The organism is Anaeromicropila herbilytica (assembly GCF_016591975.1).
Classification (GTDB): Bacteria; Bacillota; Clostridia; order Lachnospirales; family Lachnospiraceae; genus Anaeromicropila; species Anaeromicropila herbilytica.
The window spans coordinates 3166945-3191198 of record NZ_AP024169.1 but is presented as its reverse complement, the minus strand read 5'-3'; the positions used below and the strand labels follow the sequence as shown (position 1 = coordinate 3191198).

Genomic DNA, 24254 nt, shown 5'->3' with positions numbered 1-24254 from the left:
ATATGATAAAAGCGTGGTTAGTTGTAAATGCCTTCTTAAATACGAATAAGTTCAGTGAAATTAGTGAATGGCTCGTTAAGGCAGCTAAGAAAAAAGAGATACAATTAGAGATAAAAACCAATGCAGAGCTATTATATATGCTTGGTTCTAATACTCATTTGATTAATAAGAAAGATATTGATGAGAAAAGTATCGATAACAGATATTTTATTGACAATGATTCCAATGAGAAAGATATATATCAGAAAGAAATCGGTATGAATAAACCTGAGTTCATTCTATTCTGGGATAAAGATATACGATTGGCAAGGTATATGGAGCAGGTTGGGTTTCGAGTATTTAATTCATCTAGAGCTATAGAGATCTGCGATGATAAATCATACACACATCTTTTATTGAATCATGCTGGAATTCCGATGCCAAAGACGATGTTGTCTCCAATGACCTATGCAAATATAGGATATACAGATTATCATTTTCTTGATACGGTAATGAATAGTTTTACATTTCCTTTCATTGTAAAAGAGTGTTTTGGTTCCTTTGGTCAACAAGTATATCTAGTTCATAACGAAGAGGAATTAAAGAGTTGTGTGTTGAGAATAGGTGCAAAACCTATGTTGTTTCAAGAATTCATCCACACTAGTTTCGCAAGGGATATAAGGTTACAAGTGGTTGGTGACCGAGTTATAACTTCTATGTATCGCTATTCAGATAATGGGGATTTTCGTGCAAATATTACGAATGGTGGTAAAATGAAAGCATATTCACCTTCAATAGAAGAAGAAAGTTTAGCAATTGCTGCATGCAAGGCAATTGGGTTAGATTTTGCGGGTGTCGATCTATTATTTGGTCCAAATAATGAACCTTTAGTCTGTGAAGTGAATTCTAATGCCCATTTTAAAAACATATATGATTGTACGAAAGTAGATGTTGCTAATGCAATATTTACAGATATTTTACGAAAAATAGAACAGTAGGTTAATTACTAGATTAAGGAAGTGAGGCGTGTTCTATGAATGGCTGGTTAATATATAATGAGGCTGACGCAAAAAAAAATAAAGGGTATATTCAATTCTATAAGGAAGAAGGAGAAAAACTAGGAATTAGAATTCATCTAATCTACGTAGAAAAACTTCACTTTGGTGTGAAAAATAATGAATTATATCTAGAGTATGAGATAGAGAATATTCCACTTCCAGACTTTATAATATGTAGAACCATCTATCCTTTTCTAACGGTTCATCTAGAACAAATGGGTTACCTTGTATACAACAATTCCAAAGTTGCATCGATATGTAATGACAAAGCTAGGACCTATCAATACTTAGCCAAAAAAGGAATCGCAATGGTTGATTCAGAATTCTGCAATAATCAGTATTTTTATCAAAAAATTCATTCTAGCGCAAAGCAGACGGTAGTAAAAGCGGTATCAGGTCATGGAGGAAGTCAAGTATTCTTGATTCAAGAACCAACAGTGGAAGAAATCGATAAGGTATATCAAGACATGCGAGGAGATAATCTGGTTATTCAACCGTTAGTTGGTACAAAGCATCAAGACCTAAGGGTGTATGTAATAGGCCAAAAAATCATTGCAGCAATCTTAAGAACTGCAAAGGATGGTTTTAAATCAAACTTTTCACTTGGTGGTGAGGTTAGAGAATATAAACTGAATCAACAAGAGATAGAAGTGGTTCATCAGATTATTCATCAATTTGAATTTGGCTTGGTCGGGATTGATTTTATTATTAATGATCAGAATCAATTGATTTTTAATGAAATAGAAGATGTAGTTGGTGCTAGAATGCTCTATCAATGTACGGATATTAATCTTGTGAGGCTTTATTTGGAATTTATCTTACAAGATATGAAAAAAAAGAAATAGTTTGAGTTGCCTGGCAAATGACCTGTTAGGGAGGTAGTCTAGGCAATTTGCACAAAACAGAAAAGCTCATGATAGATGTTGAAACAGGTCATTTGTCGCAACTCATGTAATTTAAGTGTTATAAGCAAGAGTTATATATGAATATTTTTAATAAAATTGAATGTATTTACTAATAATGCTGATTTATAAGGGGTTACAAGCTATAAATATTGTAATAATAATAGTAAGAATATAGTAATGATAAAAAAGGGGGGTTTTTTTATACTCCCCTTTTGTTTATAATAAAAAATAGGTAAATAAATAATTATATCCCAAAGATTCTATAAAATATTCTGTAATAGGTATAATGGTATTATAACGCTATAATATAGACAAATATTAAAGTGAATAATATACTTAGAGTAAATAGAATCAGAGATATGAAAGATATAGAATTAAGGAGGCTTTATACATGAAAAATGATATTACGATTGCACAAGAGGCAACATTACATCATATCAAAGAAGTTGCCAAGACACTAGATATTAGGGAAGATGATCTAGAATTTTACGGAAAATATAAAGCTAAGTTATCAGATGAATTATGGGAACAAGTAAAAGACAGAAAAGATGGAAAGTTAATTCTTGTAACTGCAATCAATCCAACGCCAGCAGGGGAAGGTAAGACTACAATTAGCGTGGGTTTAAGCCAAGCTTTTGGTAAATTGAATCAGAAAGCGATAGTCGCATTAAGAGAACCATCCTTAGGACCTTGCTTCGGTATTAAAGGTGGTGCTTCTGGTGGTGGGTATTCACAAGTAGTACCAATGGAAGACCTGAATCTTCACTTCACAGGAGATTTCCATGCGATAACATCTGCAAATAATCTTCTTGCAGCAATGATGGACAATCATATTCATCAAGGAAATGATTTGAATATTGATACCAATTCTATTGTATGGAAGCGTTGTCTTGATATGAATGATAGAGTTCTACGCAATACTGTTGTTGGATTAGGTAGAAAAGTAGATGGAGTGGTACGTGAGGACCACTTTGTAATAACAGTTGCTTCTGAGATTATGGCAATCCTTTGTCTTGCAGATAATATGAAAGATTTAAAGATTAGACTTAGTAAGATTATTGTTGCGTACAATTATGATGGAGAGCCTGTTACAGCAGGGCAACTAAATGCAGTAGGGGCTATGGCTGCTTTATTGAAGGATGCAATCAAACCAAACTTAGTGCAAACTCTAGAACACACTCCGGCTATTATTCATGGAGGACCATTTGCAAATATCGCACATGGTTGTAATAGCGTAAGAGCTACTAAGATGGGATTAAAATTAGCAGACTATGTTATTACAGAAGCTGGTTTCGGTGCCGATTTAGGTGCAGAAAAGTTCTTTGATATCAAATGTAGAAAAGCTGGATTAAAACCAGATGCGGTAGTGTTAGTAGCTACAATCCGAGCACTTAAGTATAATGGCGGAGTAGCAAAGGCAGACTTAAGTAATGAGAATCTAGATGCATTAAGATTAGGAACTGCAAATCTAGAAAAACACATTGAAAATCTACAAAAATTTAAAGTTCCTATCGTAGTAACTCTAAATCGTTTTGTAACTGATACAGATGCAGAATTAGAGTATGTAAAAGAATTCTGTGAAAATAGAGGATGCGATTTTGCCTTATCAGAAGTATGGGAAAAAGGTGGAGATGGTGGAGTTGAACTAGCGAAAAAGGTTATTGAGACCATTCAGACAAAAGAATCTGAATTCACATATCTTTATGATGAAACTTTACCATTAAAAGACAAGATAGAGAAGATTGCAACTGAGATCTATGGTGCAAAAGCAGTTGCTTATGATGTAGCAGCTCTAAAAGCCATTGATAAGATTGAAGAAATCGGATTCAAAGAACTACCAATCTGTATGGCAAAGAATCAATACTCATTATCAGATGATCCAAGTAAGTTAGGAAGACCTACTGATTTTGTAATTCATATTCGAGAAGTATATGTATCAGCAGGAGCTGGATTTGTTGTAGCTATCACAGGAACAGTAATGACAATGCCAGGTCTACCTAAGAAACCAGCAGCAGAAAATGTTGATGTAAGTGATGAGAGTGTAATTACTGGATTGTTCTAATCATGAATTGAATAGAAGAAATTAATATAAAAGCCATCCTAATGCTATCAATATATTTAGCATTAAGATGGCTTTTTAAAGTTTAAACTTTTATAATATTTTTTTAGTATATTTAATGGAAATGAAATGTTTAAAAAGTGATATCTAATAATAAATAATTTTAAATGATTAATTGCCTTTAAATTGTTGTTCACAATAGATACAACGGTATACATTTTTTTCTCGGTTTGTCAATTTAAAAGTATGAGGAAGTTCTTGCTCAATGGACGTGATACATCTTGGATTTTTACATTTGATTATATTAGTTACCATTTCAGGAAGTTCAAGATTTCCTTTTCCTATAATTTTTCCATCATCAATAATGTTAATTGTAATATTGTTATCAAGAACACCTAAGATATTAAGGTCAATATCAAGTTCACCATCGATTTTTATGATGTCTTTTTTGCCCATTTTACTACTTTTTGCGTTTTTTATGATTGCAACACTGCAATCTAATTTCTCAAGGTTCAGATAAGAATAGATTTCCATTGCACCACCAGCTTTAATGTGATCAATGACGATTCCTTTGGATAAGCCACCTATATTCAACATTATGCCACCTCCAATAGTTTCATGATAAGAGCCATTCTAACATATACACCGAATTCAGCTTGTTTAAAGTATACAGCTCTAGGATCGTCATCTACATCCGTTGATATTTCATTTACACGAGGAAGTGGATGTAGTACTAGCATATCTTTCTTAGCTAGTTCCATCTTTTTAGCGTCTAGTATAAAGCTGTCTTTTAAGCGAATGTAATCTTCTTCGTTAAAGAAACGCTCCTTTTGAACTCTTGTCATATATAAAAGGTCAAGATCAGGTAATACTTCTTCGAGTACACGTACTTCTTTGAACTTTATATGATTTGCTTCTAATACTTCTTCACGTAAATAAGCAGGGATCTTAAGTTCATCAGGTGATATCATAATAAAGGTAACATTTTCATATCGAACGAGAGCGTTAATAAGGGAATGGACGGTTCTACCGAATTTTAAATCTCCGCATAGACCGATGGTTAAGTTATTCAGATGACCTTTTAAATTTTTGATAGTCAGAAGATCAGTTAGAGTCTGGGTTGGATGATTATGACCACCATCACCAGCATTGATTACAGGAATACGAGAATATTTAGAAGCTACCATTGGAGCTCCTTCTTTCGGATGACGCATTGCACAGATATCTGCATAACTAGAAATAACACGAATTGTATCTGCAACACTTTCTCCTTTGGCAGCGGAGCTTGAATCAGCAGATGAAAAACCAAGAACACTACCACCAAGATTCAACATTGCAGCTTCAAAACTTAATCTCGTTCTTGTGCTAGGTTCGTAAAACAGGGTTGCTAGCTTTTTGCCATGGCAAACATCGGAATATTTCTTTGGTTCCTTAATAATTTCTTCTGCTAAGCAAAGCACTTCTTCTAATTCAGAAACAGATAAATCAAGGGGACTAATGATATGTTTCATGTACACCTCCAAAAGTATATTTTATCTTTTTATTCAACTGAATATTCTAACATAAAGCTTTCTCGAATACAAGCTTGAATCTATATTTTTTGAAAACGTCTAAATAGCATCATTTACTGCTGCAGTTTGTCTAAAAATATTACTAGCAAATGTTAAATATATTTTGAAGTAAAGAGAACATATGTTTGCATTATTATAATATGTTTGATATAATAAAAGTAGGAATAAAAATAATTAACGTTAGTTGTCAACTTACTAAGGTGAGAAGTTGGGATTATTATTGATATATATAAATGTGTTACAGGCAATAGAGAATTATTTGTTAATGCAATAATCAGGTAAGGAAGGGTAGTGCAATGAACATTCAGATGAATATTCCAGTTCAAGAAAAATTAGAGATATTATCAGATGCAGCTAAGTATGATGTTGCTTGTACATCAAGTGGAGTTGATCGTAATAATGATGGGAAAGGCCTAGGAAGTTGTATTGCGCCTGGAATATGTCATGCTTTTTCAGCGGATGGAAGGTGTATCTCATTGCTTAAGATACTATTTACTAATGAGTGTGTTTTTGATTGTCAATACTGTCTGAATAGAAAAAGTAATGATGTAAGGCGTGCGTCCTTTACTCCTGATGAAGTGTGTGATTTGACTATGGGATTCTATAAGCGTAACTATATAGAGGGATTATTCTTAAGTTCAGGAATTCTCGTAAGTCCTAATTATACGATGGAATTAATCTATCAGACAGTTAAGAAGTTAAGGGAGGAACATCATTTTCAGGGGTATATTCATGTCAAAGCAATACCAGGAGCAGACCAAGGTTTAATCGATAAGACTGGATACCTAGTGGATCGAATGAGCATAAACTTAGAGCTTCCTACTGCAGAGGGGTTAAAGAAACTAGCACCTCATAAGACACGCAAAACGATATTAAAACCGATGAGACAGATTCAATCTACAATTACTACGAATAAAAATGAGGTTGCAATCTTCCGACATGCGCCAAAGTATGTTCCTGCTGGGCAGAGTACGCAGATGATCATTGGTGCAACGAATGAGAACGATTACCAGATCGTGAAAGTTGCAGAATCATTATATCAAGGTTTTGATCTGAAGCGAGTATTCTACTCAGCATTTGTTAATGTTAATCAAGATTCGAATCTTCCCGCCCTACAAAGTGGTCCACCGTTATTAAGGGAACATCGATTATATCAAGCTGATTGGCTGTTACGTTTCTATGGTTTTAAGTCGGATGAACTTTTATCAGAAGAAAGGCCTAATTTTAATACTTTATTAGATCCAAAGTGTGATTGGGCGCTTAGACATCTTGAATTATTTCCGATTGAGATTAATAAGGCAGATTATCATACCTTATTAAGAATTCCTGGGATTGGAACTAAATCAGCGATGCGTATCGTTCAAGCTAGGAGAATGGCATCGCTTGAATTTAGTGATTTAAAAAAGATTGGTGTAGTCCTAAAGAGAGCGCTATATTTTATTACGTGTAATGGGAGAATGATGTATCCTACGAAGATAGAAGAAGATTATATTTTTAGAAATTTATTACATGTAGAAGAAAAAGTGCCAATTTTGGAGAATGGAATCAATTATAAACAGCTTAATTTATTTGAAGACTGGGGAGGCCAGCAATATGACAATTTATTTATGCGAGGATAGTATTGATGGAATATTTACCGCTATTTATGATGCTTGGGCCAGTAAAAAGGGGCATGCAAATGTGCGTATTGAGTTACAGCAAGAAAACACGTATGAATTATTTCATGAATATATTGCAGTTGTTACTGACACCGATAAAGCATTAAAAGTAGCAAAAACGATTAATGATAGACTTGGAAATGAGGTTTATCAAGAATTAACCAAAGCAGCACTTTCTTGTGGAGAGGATAAGGCAGATGCTATATATCGTGTATTGATCTTAGGTTTTTCACTAAAGAAGGGAAATAAGGTATTGGATTGTCTTAGCAATGAATCTGTTTTTAAAGTATTTGAATACAGCAGAAAGGCAAATAATGAGGCGCATCACCTATTAGGTTTTATTCGCTTTGTTGAACTCGATAACGGAGTCTTATTTGCTAAGATTAATCCAAAGAATAATATCATTACAATCCTCTCTGCCCATTTTCATATACGAATGCCATTAGAGAATTGGATGATCTATGATGAGAATCGTAAGTTGGCCATTGTATATAAGAAGGAAACAGTCCCAGTTTTAGTATCAGGTGAAGAAATTGATTCAGAAAGGATTGAAAGGGTATCAGATAACGAGAAAGAATTTCAACAACTTTGGAATAGTTTCTTCGAAAGTATATGTATTAAAGAACGAGTAAATCTAAAATTACAGATGAATAATCTGCCAAAGAGATTCTGGAGTAATATGACGGAGATGAAAGACAAGATTTAAGAAAAGAATAAAAAGAGATATAATCGCTAATATAAATAACTTTGCTATATAGATGTAAATATTTATATTAGCGATTTCTCTATGTTAGAAGAAAGACATTATCAATTATTGGTATTAGTATTAAAAATTATACATTTGTCAAAATATTAATTTAGAATTTATTTATCTATATTGCTATAATTTAAGTTAACAAGCATTAAGTAGGTTTCCTGAAAAAATTGAATAATTATTTTTAGACTCATAAAATACCATTTACTTAGTATTAGAAATTTAGTAAAATACTAAAAAGTTATTGTCATTTCATTTAATATAAAAATTTAACAAGTTAACAATTTACTGTAAAAAAGCAAATTTCAATTGCAATCTAAATAATAAAACAGTATAATTATAAACTAAAGATGCATTTTAATAATTTTACATTAGGAGGATGTTTTTATGATAAAGTTATATGAAAAAGGTGCTTATCTTATTAGTGGCACTGAGATAATAGAAGAAAATGAATCAACCGAAGCTGTTCTTAAGAATATACTTGGTGATCTGGTAGTATCAAAAGAACAAGCAGCGAAAAATACAATTGCATATGAAATTCTTGAAGCTCATAATACATCAGATAATATGAGCAAGTTAAAAATAAAATTCGATAAATTAACTTCTCATGACATTACTTTTGTTGGAATTATTCAAACAGCAAGAGCTTCGGGTCTTGAAAAGTTTCCAGTTCCATATGTATTAACTAATTGTCATAACAGCTTATGTGCTGTAGGTGGAACCATTAATGAAGACGATCATGTATTTGGTTTATCTTGTGCTAAAAAATACGGCGGTATCTATGTACCACCTCATCAAGCTGTTATTCATCAGTTCGCAAGAGAAATGCTTGCTGGTGGAGGTAAGATGCTTCTTGGTTCTGATAGCCATACAAGATATGGTGCACTTGGAACAATGGCTATGGGAGAGGGTGGTCCAGAATTAGTTAAGCAATTATTATCGAAAACATATGATATTAATATGCCAGGCGTTGTTGGTGTTTACTTAACTGGAGAACTTCAAAAAGGAGTGGGACCTCAAGATGTTGCGTTAGCAATTATTGGTGCGGTATTTGCGAATGGATATGTTAATAACAAAGTAATGGAATTCGTAGGTGATGGCGTTAAGAATCTAAGTGTGGATTATCGTATTGGAATTGATGTAATGACGACAGAAACGACTTGTTTATCTTCTATCTGGGTGACAGATGAGAAAGTAAAAGAGTTCTATGAGATTCATAATAGAGTAGGTGATTACAAAGAATTAGCACCAAAAGAAGTTGCTTATTATGATGGTATGGTATATGTTGATCTATCTAAGATAAAGCCAATGATTGCTATGCCTTTCCATCCAAGTAATGTATATACAATAGAAGACTTAAATAATAATCTTTATGATATCTTAGATGAAGTTGAGAAAAAGGCTTTAATCAGTCTTGATAATAGTAACATTAAGTATTCACTTAAAGACAAAGTACGTAATGGTAGACTATACGTAGAGCAAGGAGTTATTGCTGGTTGTGCTGGTGGTGGATATGAGAATATATGTGATGCAGCGGACATCCTAGATGGTAAATTTATTGGTTCTGATGAATTCTCTCTAAGTGTTTACCCAGCGAGTCAACCTGTTTTCCTAGAATTAGTGAAGAATGGTAATATCGCTAAATTAATGTCAACTGGTGCAACAATCCGTACTGCATTCTGCGGACCATGTTTTGGTGCTGGAGATGTACCTGCTAATAACGGATTAAGTATTAGGCATACCACTAGAAACTTCCCTAACCGTGAAGGTTCTAAGACAACGAGTGGTCAAGTAGCTTCGGTTGCTTTAATGGATGCTCGTTCTATTGCAGCGACTGCAGCAAATAAGGGATACTTAACCGCAGCAACTGATATTGATGTGAATTATACAAAACCTAAATATTTCTTTGACAGTACCATTTATGATAATCGTGTTTATGATGGTGTTGGTAAAGCTGATCCAAACGTTGATATTAAATTCGGTCCAGGTATTGTTGATTGGCCAGCAATGTCTAAACTAACAGACAATATGGTATTAAAGATTGTTTCTGAAATACATGATCCTGTTACTACTACAGATGAATTAATACCATCAGGAGAAACTTCATCTTACCGTTCCAATCCTTTAGGATTAGCAGAATTCACACTATCTCGTAAGGATCCAGCATACGTTGGAAGAGCTAAAGAAATACAAAAGGCAGAAAAGGCTAGGACAGCTGGCGAAGACATTTTTAAAGCAAATGATGAAATTGAAGAAGTGTTCAATAAGATTAATCATAAGTTTAAAGTGGATCCTAAAGAAACAGAGATTGGAAGTTTAATCTATGCAGTAAAACCTGGGGATGGATCTGCGAGAGAACAAGCTGCAAGTTGTCAAAAAGTTCTTGGTGGAATGGCGAATATCGCAAAAGAATATGCTACAAAGCGTTATCGTTCTAATTTAATTAACTGGGGTATGCTACCATTCTTATTTGAAGGCGAATTACCATTTAAGAATGGAGATTTTATCTATATACCAGAGATTAAAAAAGCGATAGAAACAAAGCAAGATAATATAACTGCTTATGTCGTATCAGAGGAATTAAAAGAATTCACATTAAGACTAGGTGAACTTACAGACGATGAACGAGATATCATTGTAAGTGGATGCTTAATCAATTACTATAGAGATGCAAAATAATTAATTAATGTAATATGCTTAAAATAAACTGAATAAATATTTAAATAAAAGATTATATAAAAATAGGAGTGTTGCAATGAATATTATTTATTAGAAACTATTCGTTGCAACGCTCTATTTTATATTAAAAGATATGTAACAGAATGCATATATATAGATATAAGAATGTTTAAGAATTACTTACAAAAGCTTAAGAATTCCAAATTATGTTTACAAAAGTCTGTTTCATCTATAAAATAGAAGTTATATTTTAATAAAATAATTTATTGGAGGAACTATATGACAAATGTATTGGGAGATTCCATTATTCAATCAAGCCATTCTAATGGGAGTACGGAAGATAAAAGGGGAATTAGTGGAGGAACATTAAAAATTATAGCAATTCTAACAATGGTAGTAGATCATACTGCAGCTGTATTATATCCAGCAGGTATCTATGCGGATTGGGTATATGCATTAATGCGTGTGATCGGAAGAATTGCATTCCCTATATTTTGTTTCTTACTTGTAGAGGGATTTGTTCATACACGTAGTAGAAAAAAATATTGTCTAAGATTAGCTTTATTTGCCATTATTTCAGAAGTGCCTTTTGATCTAGCTTTTTCAGGCAGAATTTTTGATATTTATAGTCAGAATGTTTTCTTTACCTTAGTTATCGGATTCATAGCTTTAATGTTAATCGAACATTTTAAAGATAACGAACAAATGGCAGTACTGTGTGCAGTATTTTCAGTTTTATTAGCTTATATATTAAAAACAGATTATGCAGCTGGCGGAGTAATATTGATTATCTTGTTTTATTTATTCCGCGGTAAATTTGTAAAGATTGGAGCGTCCCTAGTAACTTTTGCGATGGTTTTGATCGGATATACTGAAATATATGCAGTTTTTGCCTTGATACCATTGAGTCTTTATAATGGTAAAAAAGGTGTTAGTTTAAAATACTTTTTTTATATCTTTTATCCTGCACATTTACTGATACTTTATTATATATTACATAACGTTTTACAATAATATAAGAGCGTCATATGTCCTTTTCAATTTGTTCGAATAGGACGTATGATGCTCTTATTATGAATAATTCTATTTAGTTATTTCAAGTTCAAATAATTGACCACGATGTGTTATTTCTTTGATTTTATCCTGGTATTGAATCGTTAAACGATCATTTTGAATCCAATCAAAGATTTTGTATCTACCCCAAAAGTGCATAGGAAATAATACTTTGGTGTCTACCGTTCGAAGAAAATAATCAATTCCTAGAATATAATTTTCTTCAAGTCTTGGATCTGCAGGTATGAAAGCTATATCAATCTTTTCGTTCTTAAGGGAATCAATCTCGTGTCGATATTCACCACCCATAGTCTTTATACTGTGTTCATCATCACCTTTCCATAGCCACCAATTAAGATCACCTGCATAATATATAGTTGTGCCATCTACAGTAATGAAATAAGCAACTCCTACATCAGTAGAATGCAATGTTTTGATATGCATATCTTGATAATCATATTCTTTCCAGAAATGAACTGGTAGAATATCACCTTTATCATGTTCTTTCAACTTCTTAATATCATCAGAAAGTACATAATGAAGATCAGTAACAGTATCTCTTAGTTCAAAGATTTTTTCATTATAATGATCAAAATGAGCATGAGACGAAAAAACAATGACTCTTTGATCTTTTAATTCGATTGGATTAATTAATCCATTATCGAATTTTCCCCAAAAAGGCTCTCCTTTTTCTGGATAATAATCAAAAATTAAAAAGTGAGAAGCTGTTTGTACAGCAAATCCACTATGATTGAGATACCAGACTTTTATATTTTCTTTCTTTGTAGTCATAATAATCGCCTCCTTAAATTAGTGAAATTTAATAGATTAAGAATAAAAAGTTTAAAATATAGTATACTTTGAGTAAAAGGATAATATCTATTAATAGGATAAATCTAATTGAAATATAGGTAAAAGTCAAGTGGGTTATGTGATGGTATGATAATAATGGTTAAAGTTTTTGTTAAATAAGCAAACCATTTATTGACAACCAAAAAGTGTATGTTTATACTTAAGATATGTATTAATTCTGTTCAATACAAGACAGACTGTGGCTTAATTTATGTTCTCGTATTTTCAATGTATATGTTTTGTATGAACATAATGTTGGTATTTTATGGAGTACTATGAAAAATGGAGGATGTAGAAAATGCAAAAGTCAAAGTTAGGTGTTACGGTAGGATTAGTAGGTGCAGCAGTATATTTTACGGGATTGATTTCTTTTATTCCATTAATGTTATTGGCTGTATATATTTTATTTATGGAAGAAAACGAATGGCTTCGAAAGTCAGCTGTTAAAGCAGTCACTATTGTTGTAATCTATAATTTAATATGTGTGGTATTTGGTTTAGGAGATAATATATTTGATATCATTAATGATATATTTTATACTTTACATATAGATACTACTTTAGATTATCCATTATACATAGACGATATTGCGATTAAGGCAGCTGGATTCATTGAAAATTTACTATTAGTAGTATTAGGATTGAAAGCCATGGCGCAAGGTTCGTTTAAAGTGAAAGCAATTGATAATATCATTGATAAGAATATGTAAGGAGAGGTTAAGATGGATTTTTTTGAAAAATTAGGAGATACAATATCAAGCAAAAGCAAACAAGTAGCTCAAAAAGCGAAAGATTTAGCTGAAATAAGTAAGCTAAATGGTCAAGTAAGCACAGAAGAGGATGTAATCAAAAATGCTTATATAGCTATTGGTAAGATGTACTATGAGGTGTGTAAGGAACATCCAGAAGATGAATATGCAATAGAGGTTGAAGCAATAAAGAATGCAAATGAAAAGATTAAAGCATTACAAGAGCAAATACATCAACTAAAAGGAATTATAAATTGCACAGTATGTGGTGCTGAGATTCCAGTAGATGCATCCTTCTGTAGCAGTTGTGGAGTAAAAGTAGAAAAAGTAGAAGTTGAGAGTTTTGAAGGTGTTGTAGAAGATACAGATTGCTCTGCGTGTGGTGAACCAGAAAATGAGAATGATGTAAATGATTTTGAATTCAAAAATGATGTAGAAACAGAAGAAGAGAAGTTACAAGAAGAATCTTCTGAGGATTCTATGCTTTAGAATATTTAGTTAAAAGCGCTTTTGCAGGAGAAAGCGCTTTTTTCATGTAAGTATCTATTTGATACATAAGGATTTTGACCACAACATTATGATAGTATTTCTATACATAGGAAAGAATTCCGAAAAAGGAAAGTATTATATCGGATAAGGAAATTTAGGAACGAGAATAATAGGAGTAAAGAATGAAACGAAATGGCGGTGTGATATGTTATTACTCAAAAATTCGTTCCTAAAATATTTATTCCTTTTTTGGGTAGGAGGTTTTTTATATATTAGTATTGAATTGATGTATAGTGGAAGCTCGCACATTACGATGCTAATAGCAGGGGGGATTGGCTTTATCCTAATAGGATTGCTTAATGATAAATTTCCACCAAATAAATCAATTATATTTCAAATGATGATAACAGCATTAATTATAACTGCGGTTGAGTTGACAACAGGATTAATTGTTAATGTTTGGTTACATTATAATGTATGGAGTTATAGGATGTTTCCTTATAATTTATGGGGACAGATATGCCCATATTTTAGTATTCTATGGTTTATTCTATCTTTACCAGCTATACTACTAGATGATTTGTTAAGATATCGAATTTTTAAAGGTGATAAAAAGAAGCATAAATATTGGATATAAAAATTAAGATTACTACAAAATAAAGAAAGTTATAAAAATACTTAATAATGGAGAATGATGGTTGTTATGATTCCTACTTAAGTGATTTTATAACTTTTTTTAATTTATTAATTATGTATAAACGAACTTTTTACTAAGGAGGTTGTATTATTTATTCAAAATGAAAATATGTTTATTAAAAGTCGTGGAAGCCTATATATAAAGAGTATTGCTTGACAAATAGTACTAAAATATTATATGATTAATTGGTTTTAGTATTATATATGAAATAAAATAGAGTAACTACATTTAAATTTGAGATAGAGTAAAAATGTTCACTAGGAGGATGTATTTTGTCAAATAATTATGAACAAATAAAGAAAAGAAGAACCTTTGCTATTATATCCCATCCGGATGCTGGTAAAACAACACTAACAGAAAAGTTCTTACTATATGGAGGAGCAATAAACCAAGCAGGTTCTGTTAAAGGTAAAGCAACTTCTAAGCATGCGGTATCTGACTGGATGGAAATAGAAAAACAAAGAGGTATTTCAGTAACCTCATCTGTACTACAATTTAATTATGATGACTGCTGTATAAATATTTTGGACACACCTGGGCATCAAGACTTCTCGGAAGATACTTACCGTACATTGATGGCAGCAGATTCAGCGGTAATGGTTATTGATGCATCAAAAGGTGTTGAAGCACAGACTAGAAAATTATTTAAAGTTTGTGTGTTGAGAAACATACCTATTTTTACATTTATTAATAAAATGGACCGAGATGCGAATGATCCATTTGACTTGTTAGATGAAATTGAAAAAGAACTTGGAATTAAGACATGTCCTATCAATTGGCCTATTGGTTCAGGTAAAGAATTTAAAGGTGTATACGATAGAAATACGAACCATATTACCACATTTAAAGCAATTTCAACGGGCGGATCAAAGGAAGCAGCATCAACTGAGGTAGACCTGAAAGACGATAGTTTAAAAGCTATGTTAGGTGAATCATTCCATGAAAAACTATTAGAAGATATTGAATTGTTAGATGGAGCGAGTGCAGAATTTGATATGGAGGAGGTAAGTAAAGGAAAATTATCTCCAGTATTTTTTGGATCTGCATTAACTAATTTTGGTGTTGAAAACTTTTTACAACACTTTTTAACTATGACCACCTCACCGTTACCAAGAAATTCATCGGTTGGTAAGATTGACCCATTTGATGAGGATTTTTCTGCATTTGTCTTTAAGATTCAGGCAAATATGAATAAAGCACATCGTGATAGAATTGCTTTCATGAGAATATGTTCTGGTAAGTTTGAAGCCGGAATGGAAGTGCTACATGTACAAGGTGGTAAGAAGATGAAATTATCACAACCGCAGCAGCTTATGGCTCAGGAGAGAAAGATTATTGATGAAGCTTATGCAGGTGATATTATAGGTGTATTTGATCCAGGTATTTTTTCAATTGGTGATACAATTACCAATTCAAACAAAAAATTTCTGTTTGAAGGTATTCCAACTTTTGCACCTGAACATTTTGCAAGAGTTCGCCAGATTGATACTATGAAGAGAAAACAGTTTATGAAAGGTATCACGCAGATTGCACAAGAAGGTGCGATTCAAATCTTCCAAGAATTCAATAGTGGTATGGAAGAAATTATCGTTGGAGCTGTTGGTGTCCTTCAATTTGATGTATTAAAATACCGATTAGAGAATGAATATGGATGTGACATCAGAATGGAATCATTGCCTTATGAACATATTCGTTGGATAGAAAATGAAAATTATGATATGAACGATTTAAAAACAATCTCTGATCTAAAGAAAATCAAAGATATGAAAGGAAATCCATTATTATTATTTGCAAATGTATGGAGTATTAAAACGTTGTTAGATCGTAATGAAGGATTGAAACTATCTGAATTTGGTAAGAATATGTAATAGCTACTTGGGATTAAGACATACTCCTTAAATTATTGCTTTCTTTATATAGAAAGTGTATAATAAACAAAATTAGTACATGCTTATGTGTGTTAATAAGCTATCGGAGAAAGTATGAAAGGTAGGGGTATTAGATGGCCAATATTATAGATGGTAAAATAATTTCAAATGAAATAAAAGAAGAGTTAAAATCTAGAGTTCAACAATATAAAGATAATGGTAGAGAGATTACGTTAGCAGTAGTTCAAGTAGGAAATGATCCAGCATCGAGTGTATATGTTGGGAATAAGAAAAAAGCATGTGAATACATTGGAATTCGTTCGCTTTCCTATGAATTGCCTGAGAATACTACAGAAATGAAATTACTTCAATTGGTTGATGAGCTTAATAATAGGGAAGATGTAGATGGGATATTAGTACAACTTCCATTACCAAAGCATATAAATGAAGATATTATTATTAAGAGTATTAGACCGGATAAAGATGTTGATGGTTTCCATACTCAAAATGTGGGAGCATTGGCAATTGGTGAAGAAGGCTTTGTTAGCTGCACACCTTCTGGCGTTATTGAACTGTTAAAACGTTCGAATATTCAGATTGAAGGAAAAGAATGTGTAGTAGTAGGCAGAAGCAATATTGTTGGAAAGCCTATGGCATTACTATTATTAGCTGAGAATGGTACAGTTACAGTTTGTCACTCCAAGACAACGAATCTAAAAGAAGTTACTAAGAGAGCAGATATTCTAGTTGTAGCAATTGGAAAACCAAAATTTATAACTAAGGATTATGTTAAAAAAGATGCTGTTGTTATTGATGTTGGTATTCATCGCGATGAGAATAACAAATTATGTGGCGATGTGGACTATGAAGATGTATTTGATGAAGTAAGTTATATTACACCAGTACCTGGAGGTGTAGGTCCAATGACTATAGCTATGTTAATGAAGAATTGTGTAAAATCAGTTGAACAAAACAATAAATAATATCGATAAAATCGATAAATTATAATTTAAGTATTATTGAAGGCAGATGGGAGTTAAAAGTATGTTATATGAAAAAATACTCTACAAAGGCGAAGAATATCAGTTATATTTATTCGAAAAGGAATATATTTATCATCCATCCGAGGCTGGAGTTCGCTCCATTTGGCCAGCGACAGAGCCATTAGAATATGAGAATAGTTATCGTATTGATGAAAGAAATCTTATACTTCAAAGCGTGTTTATAAATGCAAATACCAATACAATCATAGATGATATAAAAGGATATTCGCCAAAAGTAACCCACGAAGGAGATAATCAAAAAATATGTTTTGAAAATATTGATATTCCATTGGATTACTCAGGCGCTATGATCATAAGAAAAGATTTTATTGATAAATATGGATATGAAGAAGAGTATCCTTGCTTTTGTTATAAAGTTGTGATTGAATTGGTTTTTAATGAAGGCTGCTTAATTACAGCAATTGATCATAGTAGAGCAATGTTAAAGATAAGAAAAAATATAGATGCTGGATTGCGTGATCCAAAAGTAAAAAGAGATAAGAAATGTATTAATAATTTCATTAACTCCTCTTTTATTGGAGAATATAAGTGGAAGATTAGACAAAATACGAATAAAAAAACATTTATTTTGTTACGTCCTTTTAAAAAAAAGAAAGTCTCATAAACAGAATGCTTTTAATAGAGTATATAATAAAAAAGTTAGGGTAATTTACCCTAACTTTTTGCATTACAATTCTTCAGATATTGTCTACATTAGATTAATAAATATTTTCTCTACATTATTTTAGATATTGATTCATCCAGTTTGTGATTTCATTTAGACGACGGACTCTATGTTTAGGTTTACCTGAACGGCTTAAATCATGGTTTTCCCCTTTGAAACAACAAAGTCTAGAAGGAATGCCTTTTTCTACAATTGCGGTATACATTTGCATTCCTTCTTCGATAGGACAGCGATAATCCTCATAAGAATGTAGAAATAAGGTTGGTGTTGTTACATTTTTGGCATACTTAATAGGAGAATGCCACCATAATTTCTCAAAACCATCATAGATATCTGCAGCTTGTTGATCCATTGTAAATAATGTACCAATGTCAGACAAACCAAAGAATGAAGTCCAGTTCGAGATAGAACGCTGTGATGCAGCACATTTGAAACGGTTCGTGTGGCCTATAATCCAGTTAGTCATAAAACCACCATAGGAGCCGCCAGTAACACCAACCCTTGTTTTATCAATCTGAGGATACAGTTCTAGAACCTTATCTGTAAATGTCATGATGGTATCATAATCAATTGTTCCATATTTACCACGGATATCAGCGAATTCATTTCCACGTCCATCGCTACCCTCTGGATTGCAGAAGAATACAAAATAACCTTCATTTGCCCAATACTGCATCTCGTGATAGAATACTTCACCATATACCGTTTTAGGACCACCATGGATATCTAAGATGGCTGCATAAGTCTTAGTTTCATCATAATTATATGGTTTTAGAATCCAACCATCAATATCTTTATTATTAGATTCAAAGGTTATTTTTTGTGGAATTGCCTTATAGGTATCTTTTAAGACTTCTTCGTTGAAGCTGCTAATCTGTACTAATTCATGATCTTTTAAATCATACTGATAGAATTCTTGCAATTTAAGATCATACAATCCAATGAGTAATATTTTATCATCGATGATATCAAAACAATCAACGGAACCTTCTTTCGAAATCACTTGACTAATCAGACCGTCTCTATCAATTTTATAGATATGAGATGCATTTCTAATTGTAGTGGTAAAATAAAGACTATTCTTATATTCACGTAAGGATTTGCCACCACCGTACCTGCAATCACTTCCTACAGAAGAATATATGCTGTTATCGTTTTGAGCAAATAGACTTATTTCTTTGGAAGTTAAATTAAGTGAATAAAAGTAAGGGTTCTCATTCACACCATATCGATCGGTTTTGGCTGCTAACATAATGATTTTATCATCTAGTTTGGTGAATTCTTGGATTTCGTATTCATTGCCATTGTATATGGTGACAACACTATCAGTATCAAAGTGATATAGATATATGTTTGATTTGTAATCGCGTTTGGTTTGGTAGATATCACCAGAGAATAAAATCGAGTCATCTAAGATTAAAGTAGAATCCGTATCAAACAAAGGGTCCTTTGTAATCAAAGTTAATTGGTCTAAGTTGCTATCATATAAAAATAATTTAGTCCTTAATTTGTTGGTATAGCTTCCACCATTTATCCAGAATGGAATTTCATCTATAACTTGATAATCTTCTTCCTCTTTACGTGCTTTATGTACTTCATCTCTTTCTTCTTGAGTCATTTTGTAATAGTTCACAGCATTTTCATCGCAAGTTGCTTGAATGAGATATTTATGTTTTTGAATCAACTTAATAGAAGATACTTGAAGAGGTAATGAAAAAGCTTGAACTGCTTCTCCACCATGGATATTAATTCGATAGAATACGGATAGATCTTCTTTTGCCTCGATTTTTTTCTTGTCAGCGTCATCTCGAATTGCAGAAAACAGAATAGTTTCATCATCTTCCCATAGGTAAGAACTTTCTTTGTTTAAACCAGTTAATTGTTTGTAGGAATTGTTTTCATAAAGCCAGATATTACTCTTATAATTATTATCATCTACATTACTTAGTGAAACAGTGAAAGCAGCAGTACTTCCACTTGGAGAAAAGTTTAAATTGGATAAAAACTTATACTTTAAAAAATCATCAAGTTGTAATTTGTTCATATTAAGTTTCCTTTCTTATGGTTTTGATTAAATATTAATTAATTTTGGTTATTAGATAGTCTATCTTAACTGGTATATGATGTCAAGAATACTATATATAATAAACTAATTAACGTAAAAGGGCATCGCACAATGATCTAGTGCGACAGCCCTTAGTTAAATACGATGATGTTGGGGTCAAAAGCCTTTTATAACATACAATTAAGTTACATTTAAGAGTTTTTATTTGTTATTGAACTCCTAGTACAGTATTGGTTTCATCACCTTCTGTATAAGTAAATGTTACATTGTCACCAATACTATATTTGATAATATTAATATAATCCACGACGGATACATCAAATAATTGGCTACTATTATCTAATAGGATATAGTAGTGTGAGTTACCATCGACAACACCTTCTGCAATTTTTGTAATCTTTCCTGTGATTTTAGGTAAAGTATCGACATCAACATCTTCTGCTACACCATTTGATTTTAATAAAGCAATGTAAGTCTTTTGGCATTCGTTAATGGAGTCGCCAATGGCAACAATCTGATACTTTGATACGTTTACCATTGCATACTTTTTAACAAGGCCTGCATCATCTTTAAGTGCGATGAAATAAGTTGGTTCATTCGCAATATTTAATAGAAGTGGAAATGTAGCTTTGTATTTAAGGTGTTGCACTTGGCCTTCAGCAGATGACATAGCGGAGTTTTCATCTGCCCCTGAGATAGAATAGTATTTGGTTTCTGCAGTTCTTTGATTCATTAATATGAAGCCGACATTAGATTTATCTTTTCCAACTGATGTAACGCCAGTATATACCCAAACGTCATCATCTAAAGCAAGATAATTATAGCCATCTGTGGTCTTTAAACAGTCTTTTTGACCAATGATAGAATTTAAAAATCCATGTTTTAATGAACCGTAATAATTATAATAAGATAATAATAATTTAGCTGAATATACTCGGTCTACCCATTTTGGAACTTCCTTGATTTTGTAATCTGTTAGCTCTCCAGTAACTGCGTTTACAAGGACTACATTTGAAATAGTACGTCCTCCAAATAATCCGATACTATAGTCATTGACAGGACAAATATAGTAAGGAGTTCCGTTATCATCGATTTCGAAGTTGATTTTGTCGAACATATAGGTAGGGTAATGGAATCTTAAGTAACGATGAATATTTCTTCCAAAATGTTCTGCTTCTGAGTATTTAATTCCTTGTTTTAACTTAACTACTTCAACATCTTGAGTTGCCATATCAATTTTCAAATAGGCAGGTATGCCAGAAGAACGATTGTTAAACCATTTAATTATATTACCGTATTCAAGAGGAGTGACTCTTACTGGTTTCCCTTGATAATTGATTTGTGTATAATCATCACTAACTTCAAATTGTGATACATATTCTACCATACTTCCCATTTTTCTAGACCCTATTAAAGTGGCGGAATCTTTATCTAGTATAGGTATTTCATTAAAAGAAATTTGCTGAATATCATCAGTGAAATTTCCATCTTTCATATTGATTAGATTACGATATTTGGTGGAATTTACGATTGGAGAAGAAAAGATACTTCCAATAATGTAGATAACCACAATTATTCCTGTTAAACTAAGAAAAGTATATAATATTCTATTATTAGTTGTGGAATTGATAGCATGTGTTTTGCCATTTTTTTTGCTATTAGAAATAGAACGAAAAGCAGTAAAGAAGCCGACAATGATAGTTAAAATAATAAATAAGCCAATAAGAAAGTACCAAAACCCAGGGGAATGGATGTTGATTGGCGGCAATGCAATGTAATAATAGATATAACCTATAATACATGCAATGATAAGTGATAATGCATACTTGGTAAATTTTTTCATGTTTCTCCTCCTAATTAAAGTATTTACACAAAATAATAATGATTATGCAATACTCTATTCGCGTCATCTTAAATAATTGTTAATTATTTGCTTAACTTATAAAATTTTAATATGATGACTATATTATCTTCTATCACATACTAAGAAAAGTATAAAAATTGTATAGTAAGCAGATTTATGAAACTATCTTAGCATGGTTATATTAAAAGTCAATTAAAATATTATAATAAAGAAATTATAAAAATATATCAAATAGGGTTACATTTTAAAAAGAAAACTGTTAGAATAGGCTTGATAAAAAAGATTTTTACACAGAATAAGGAGAAATACAATGAACATATTATTTATATCTTTAGGTTGCGATAAAAACCTGGTTGATAGTGAAGTGATGCTAGGATTAATACGTGAGAAGGGATATACAATAACGAATGATGAGAATGAAGCAGATATCATTATAGTTAATACCTGTTGTTTTATAAATGATGCTAAGGAAGAAAGTATTAATACTATTCTTGAAATGGCTGAATATAAGAAAAATGGTCGTTGCAAAGCATTAGTTGTAACGGGATGTATGGGACAAAGATACAAAAAAGAAATTCAGGATGAAATTCCAGAAGTAGATGGAATTCTTGGAACTTCAAGTTATGAAATGATTGTATCCGTTATTGAGAAAGCTCTTGAAGGTGAAAAGTCAGTGGAAATGAAAGAATTAGATTATCTTCCTGAGAAAAGTTATAAGAGAGTGAATACGACTGGTGGATATTATTCCTACCTTAAAATAGCCGAAGGTTGTGACAAACATTGTACTTACTGCATAATTCCTAAACTTAGAGGAAATTACAGAAGTGTACCAATGGAGAAACTAATTAAGGAAGCAATTGAGTTAGCAGAATCAGGTGTAAAAGAGTTAATGTTAGTTGCTCAAGAAACAACTCTTTATGGTGTTGATTTATATGGTGAGAAAAGACTTCCTTTATTGTTAAAAGAGTTATGTAAGATTGAAGGAATTGAATGGATAAGAATTCTATATTGTTATCCGGAAGAGATTACAGATGAATTAATACAGGTAATAAAAGAGGAAGAAAAAGTATGTAATTATCTGGATATGCCTATTCAACATGCATCAGATAACGTACTTAAGAAAATGGGTAGACGTACAGATAAAAATGAACTAGTAGAGATTATTACAAAACTACGTAAAGAAATCCCAGATATTTCACTAAGAACAACTTTAATATCAGGTTTCCCAGGAGAAACTGCAGAAGATCATGAAGAATTACTTGACTTCGTTGAAGAAATGAAGTTCGATCGTCTTGGAGTATTTACGTATTCAGAAGAAGAGGATACACCTGCAGCTAAGATGGATGGACAGATTGAAGAAGAAGTAAAAGAAGAAAGAAAAGAAGATATTATGTACTCGCAACAAGAAATAGCATTTGAGAATGCAAAAGCTATGGTTGGTAAAACAGTAAAGGTACTTATTGAAGGAAAATTACCAGAAGATAATGTATTTATCGGAAGAACCTATAAAGATGCACCTAATGTAGATGGTTTTATCTTTGTATCCTCAGAAGAAGAAATAATCTCTGGCGAGTTTGTATATGCTAAAATTACAAAAGCGAAAGAATATGATTTGATAGGAGAGGTTGATTATGAATTTACCAAATAAAATAACCATTTTTCGAATATGTTTGATACCAGTTTTTTTATTTTTTTTATTAGATGATTCTATTCCAAATGGGGATTATATCTCTGCTGCAGTATTTGTTGTTGCTAGTTTAACAGACTTTGCAGATGGGTATATAGCAAGAAAATATAATTTGGTTTCAAATTTTGGAAAATTTATGGATCCACTTGCGGATAAGTTATTGGTATGTTCTGCTTTAATCTGTTTCGTGCAATTAGACTTAGTTCCAGCATGGATAATTATCGTAATTATTAGTAGAGAATTTATTATTAGTGGATTTCGTTTGGTAGCCTCTGATAATGGTGTGGTTATTGCTGCAAGTTATTGGGGAAAATTTAAGACAACAGCACAGATGATTATGTCAGTTTTATTAATTGTGAACTTCGATGGTGTCGTATTTAATACCTTAGAACAAGTATTTATTTATATATCACTTGTTTTAACGGTAGTTTCATTAATTGATTATTTATACAAAAATAGAAAAGTTCTTAGTGATGGTAGTAAATAATTGCTTAATTTTGGCCTATTCAATTTATTTGAATAGGCCATTAACGAACAGAA

20 protein-coding genes are annotated in these 24254 nt (G+C 32.0%); 15 read left to right on the top strand and 5 right to left on the bottom strand.

Annotated elements, in window-relative coordinates; translation table 11 throughout:
- Nucleotides 1-2 precede the first annotated feature (2 nt).
- The 3 genes from bsdtb5_RS13810 to bsdtb5_RS13800 all read left to right on the top strand — a co-directional run bounded on the left by bsdtb5_RS13810 (nt 3) and on the right by bsdtb5_RS13800 (nt 4004).
- Nucleotides 3-977 carry an ATP-grasp domain-containing protein gene (locus bsdtb5_RS13810; protein WP_271712562.1) on the top strand — a complete coding sequence of 325 codons (975 nt, stop codon included), beginning with the start codon at nt 3-5 and terminating at the stop codon, nt 975-977.
- A gap of 35 nt (nt 978-1012) precedes the next feature.
- Nucleotides 1013-1882, top strand: a complete 870-nt coding sequence (locus tag bsdtb5_RS13805; protein ID WP_271712561.1) for an ATP-grasp domain-containing protein — start codon at nt 1013-1015, stop codon at nt 1880-1882.
- A 451-nt stretch (nt 1883-2333) separates the two neighbouring features.
- Complete coding sequence (locus bsdtb5_RS13800; protein ID WP_271712560.1) at nt 2334-4004, top strand: formate--tetrahydrofolate ligase; 1671 nt, start codon at nt 2334-2336, stop codon at nt 4002-4004.
- A 168-nt stretch (nt 4005-4172) separates the two neighbouring features.
- On the opposite strand, the gene bsdtb5_RS13795 is transcribed toward bsdtb5_RS13800, so the two are convergent.
- Nucleotides 4173-4598: an aspartate carbamoyltransferase regulatory subunit gene (locus bsdtb5_RS13795; protein WP_271712559.1), complete on the bottom strand. Its 426-nt coding sequence runs from the start codon at nt 4596-4598 to the stop codon at nt 4173-4175.
- Nucleotides 4598-5512: an aspartate carbamoyltransferase gene (pyrB, locus tag bsdtb5_RS13790; RefSeq protein WP_271712558.1), complete on the bottom strand. Its 915-nt coding sequence runs from the start codon at nt 5510-5512 to the stop codon at nt 4598-4600. The genes bsdtb5_RS13795 and pyrB overlap by 1 nt, the downstream gene beginning before the upstream one ends.
- Before the next feature lie 356 nt (nt 5513-5868).
- Between pyrB and bsdtb5_RS13785 the strand changes: the two genes are divergently transcribed.
- The 4 genes from bsdtb5_RS13785 to bsdtb5_RS13770 all read left to right on the top strand — a co-directional run bounded on the left by bsdtb5_RS13785 (nt 5869) and on the right by bsdtb5_RS13770 (nt 11677).
- The gene (locus bsdtb5_RS13785; protein ID WP_271712557.1) at nt 5869-7191 is read left to right on the top strand and encodes a putative DNA modification/repair radical SAM protein; all 1323 of its coding nucleotides are present in this window, start codon (nt 5869-5871) and stop codon (nt 7189-7191) included.
- On the top strand, nt 7166-7936 hold the full coding sequence (locus bsdtb5_RS13780; protein WP_271712556.1) for a TIGR03915 family putative DNA repair protein: 771 nt from the start codon (nt 7166-7168) through the stop codon (nt 7934-7936). Before bsdtb5_RS13785 ends, bsdtb5_RS13780 begins: the two co-directional genes overlap by 26 nt.
- A 435-nt stretch (nt 7937-8371) precedes the next feature.
- On the top strand, nt 8372-10663 hold the full coding sequence (locus tag bsdtb5_RS13775) for a hydratase (RefSeq protein WP_271712555.1): 2292 nt from the start codon (nt 8372-8374) through the stop codon (nt 10661-10663).
- Between the two features lie 279 nt (nt 10664-10942).
- The gene (locus bsdtb5_RS13770; protein WP_271712554.1) at nt 10943-11677 is read left to right on the top strand and encodes a TraX family protein; all 735 of its coding nucleotides are present in this window, start codon (nt 10943-10945) and stop codon (nt 11675-11677) included.
- 69 nt (nt 11678-11746) lie between these two features.
- On the opposite strand, the gene bsdtb5_RS13765 is transcribed toward bsdtb5_RS13770, so the two are convergent.
- Entirely contained in the window at nt 11747-12508 is a 762-nt protein-coding gene (locus tag bsdtb5_RS13765) for an MBL fold metallo-hydrolase (protein ID WP_271712553.1), read from the bottom strand.
- A gap of 358 nt (nt 12509-12866) precedes the next feature.
- Between bsdtb5_RS13765 and bsdtb5_RS13760 the strand changes: the two genes are divergently transcribed.
- The 6 genes from bsdtb5_RS13760 (at nt 12867) to bsdtb5_RS13735 (ending at nt 18038) form a co-directional block, all read left to right on the top strand.
- Nucleotides 12867-13277, top strand: a complete 411-nt coding sequence (locus tag bsdtb5_RS13760) for a hypothetical protein (protein ID WP_271712552.1) — start codon at nt 12867-12869, stop codon at nt 13275-13277.
- A gap of 12 nt (nt 13278-13289) precedes the next feature.
- On the top strand, nt 13290-13805 hold the full coding sequence (locus bsdtb5_RS13755) for a zinc ribbon domain-containing protein (RefSeq protein WP_271712551.1): 516 nt from the start codon (nt 13290-13292) through the stop codon (nt 13803-13805).
- A 205-nt stretch (nt 13806-14010) separates the two neighbouring features.
- Nucleotides 14011-14442: a putative ABC transporter permease gene (locus bsdtb5_RS13750; protein WP_330611641.1), complete on the top strand. Its 432-nt coding sequence runs from the start codon at nt 14011-14013 to the stop codon at nt 14440-14442.
- A gap of 332 nt (nt 14443-14774) precedes the next feature.
- Entirely contained in the window at nt 14775-16370 is a 1596-nt protein-coding gene (locus bsdtb5_RS13745; RefSeq protein WP_271712550.1) for a peptide chain release factor 3, read from the top strand.
- Nucleotides 16371-16504: 134 nt separating this feature from the next.
- Nucleotides 16505-17353 carry a bifunctional methylenetetrahydrofolate dehydrogenase/methenyltetrahydrofolate cyclohydrolase FolD gene (gene folD, locus bsdtb5_RS13740; protein ID WP_271712549.1) on the top strand — a complete coding sequence of 283 codons (849 nt, stop codon included), beginning with the start codon at nt 16505-16507 and terminating at the stop codon, nt 17351-17353.
- A 61-nt stretch (nt 17354-17414) separates the two neighbouring features.
- A complete protein-coding gene (locus tag bsdtb5_RS13735) occupies nt 17415-18038 on the top strand; it encodes a hypothetical protein (RefSeq protein ID WP_271712548.1) in 624 nt (207 codons plus the stop codon).
- Between the two features lie 115 nt (nt 18039-18153).
- On the opposite strand, the gene bsdtb5_RS13730 is transcribed toward bsdtb5_RS13735, so the two are convergent.
- Both bsdtb5_RS13730 and bsdtb5_RS13725 read right to left on the bottom strand, forming a co-directional pair.
- Nucleotides 18154-20142 carry an alpha/beta hydrolase family protein gene (locus bsdtb5_RS13730; RefSeq protein WP_271712547.1) on the bottom strand — a complete coding sequence of 663 codons (1989 nt, stop codon included), beginning with the start codon at nt 20140-20142 and terminating at the stop codon, nt 18154-18156.
- A gap of 229 nt (nt 20143-20371) precedes the next feature.
- Nucleotides 20372-22006 carry a CvpA family protein gene (locus bsdtb5_RS13725; protein ID WP_271712546.1) on the bottom strand — a complete coding sequence of 545 codons (1635 nt, stop codon included), beginning with the start codon at nt 22004-22006 and terminating at the stop codon, nt 20372-20374.
- Between the two features lie 331 nt (nt 22007-22337).
- Here bsdtb5_RS13725 and rimO point away from each other — a divergent pair, with 331 nt between their 5' ends.
- Complete coding sequence (gene rimO, locus bsdtb5_RS13720) at nt 22338-23675, top strand: 30S ribosomal protein S12 methylthiotransferase RimO (protein ID WP_271712545.1); 1338 nt, start codon at nt 22338-22340, stop codon at nt 23673-23675.
- Complete coding sequence (gene pgsA, locus bsdtb5_RS13715; protein ID WP_271712544.1) at nt 23659-24201, top strand: CDP-diacylglycerol--glycerol-3-phosphate 3-phosphatidyltransferase; 543 nt, start codon at nt 23659-23661, stop codon at nt 24199-24201. The genes rimO and pgsA overlap by 17 nt, the downstream gene beginning before the upstream one ends.
- Nucleotides 24202-24254: the final 53 nt, after the last annotated feature.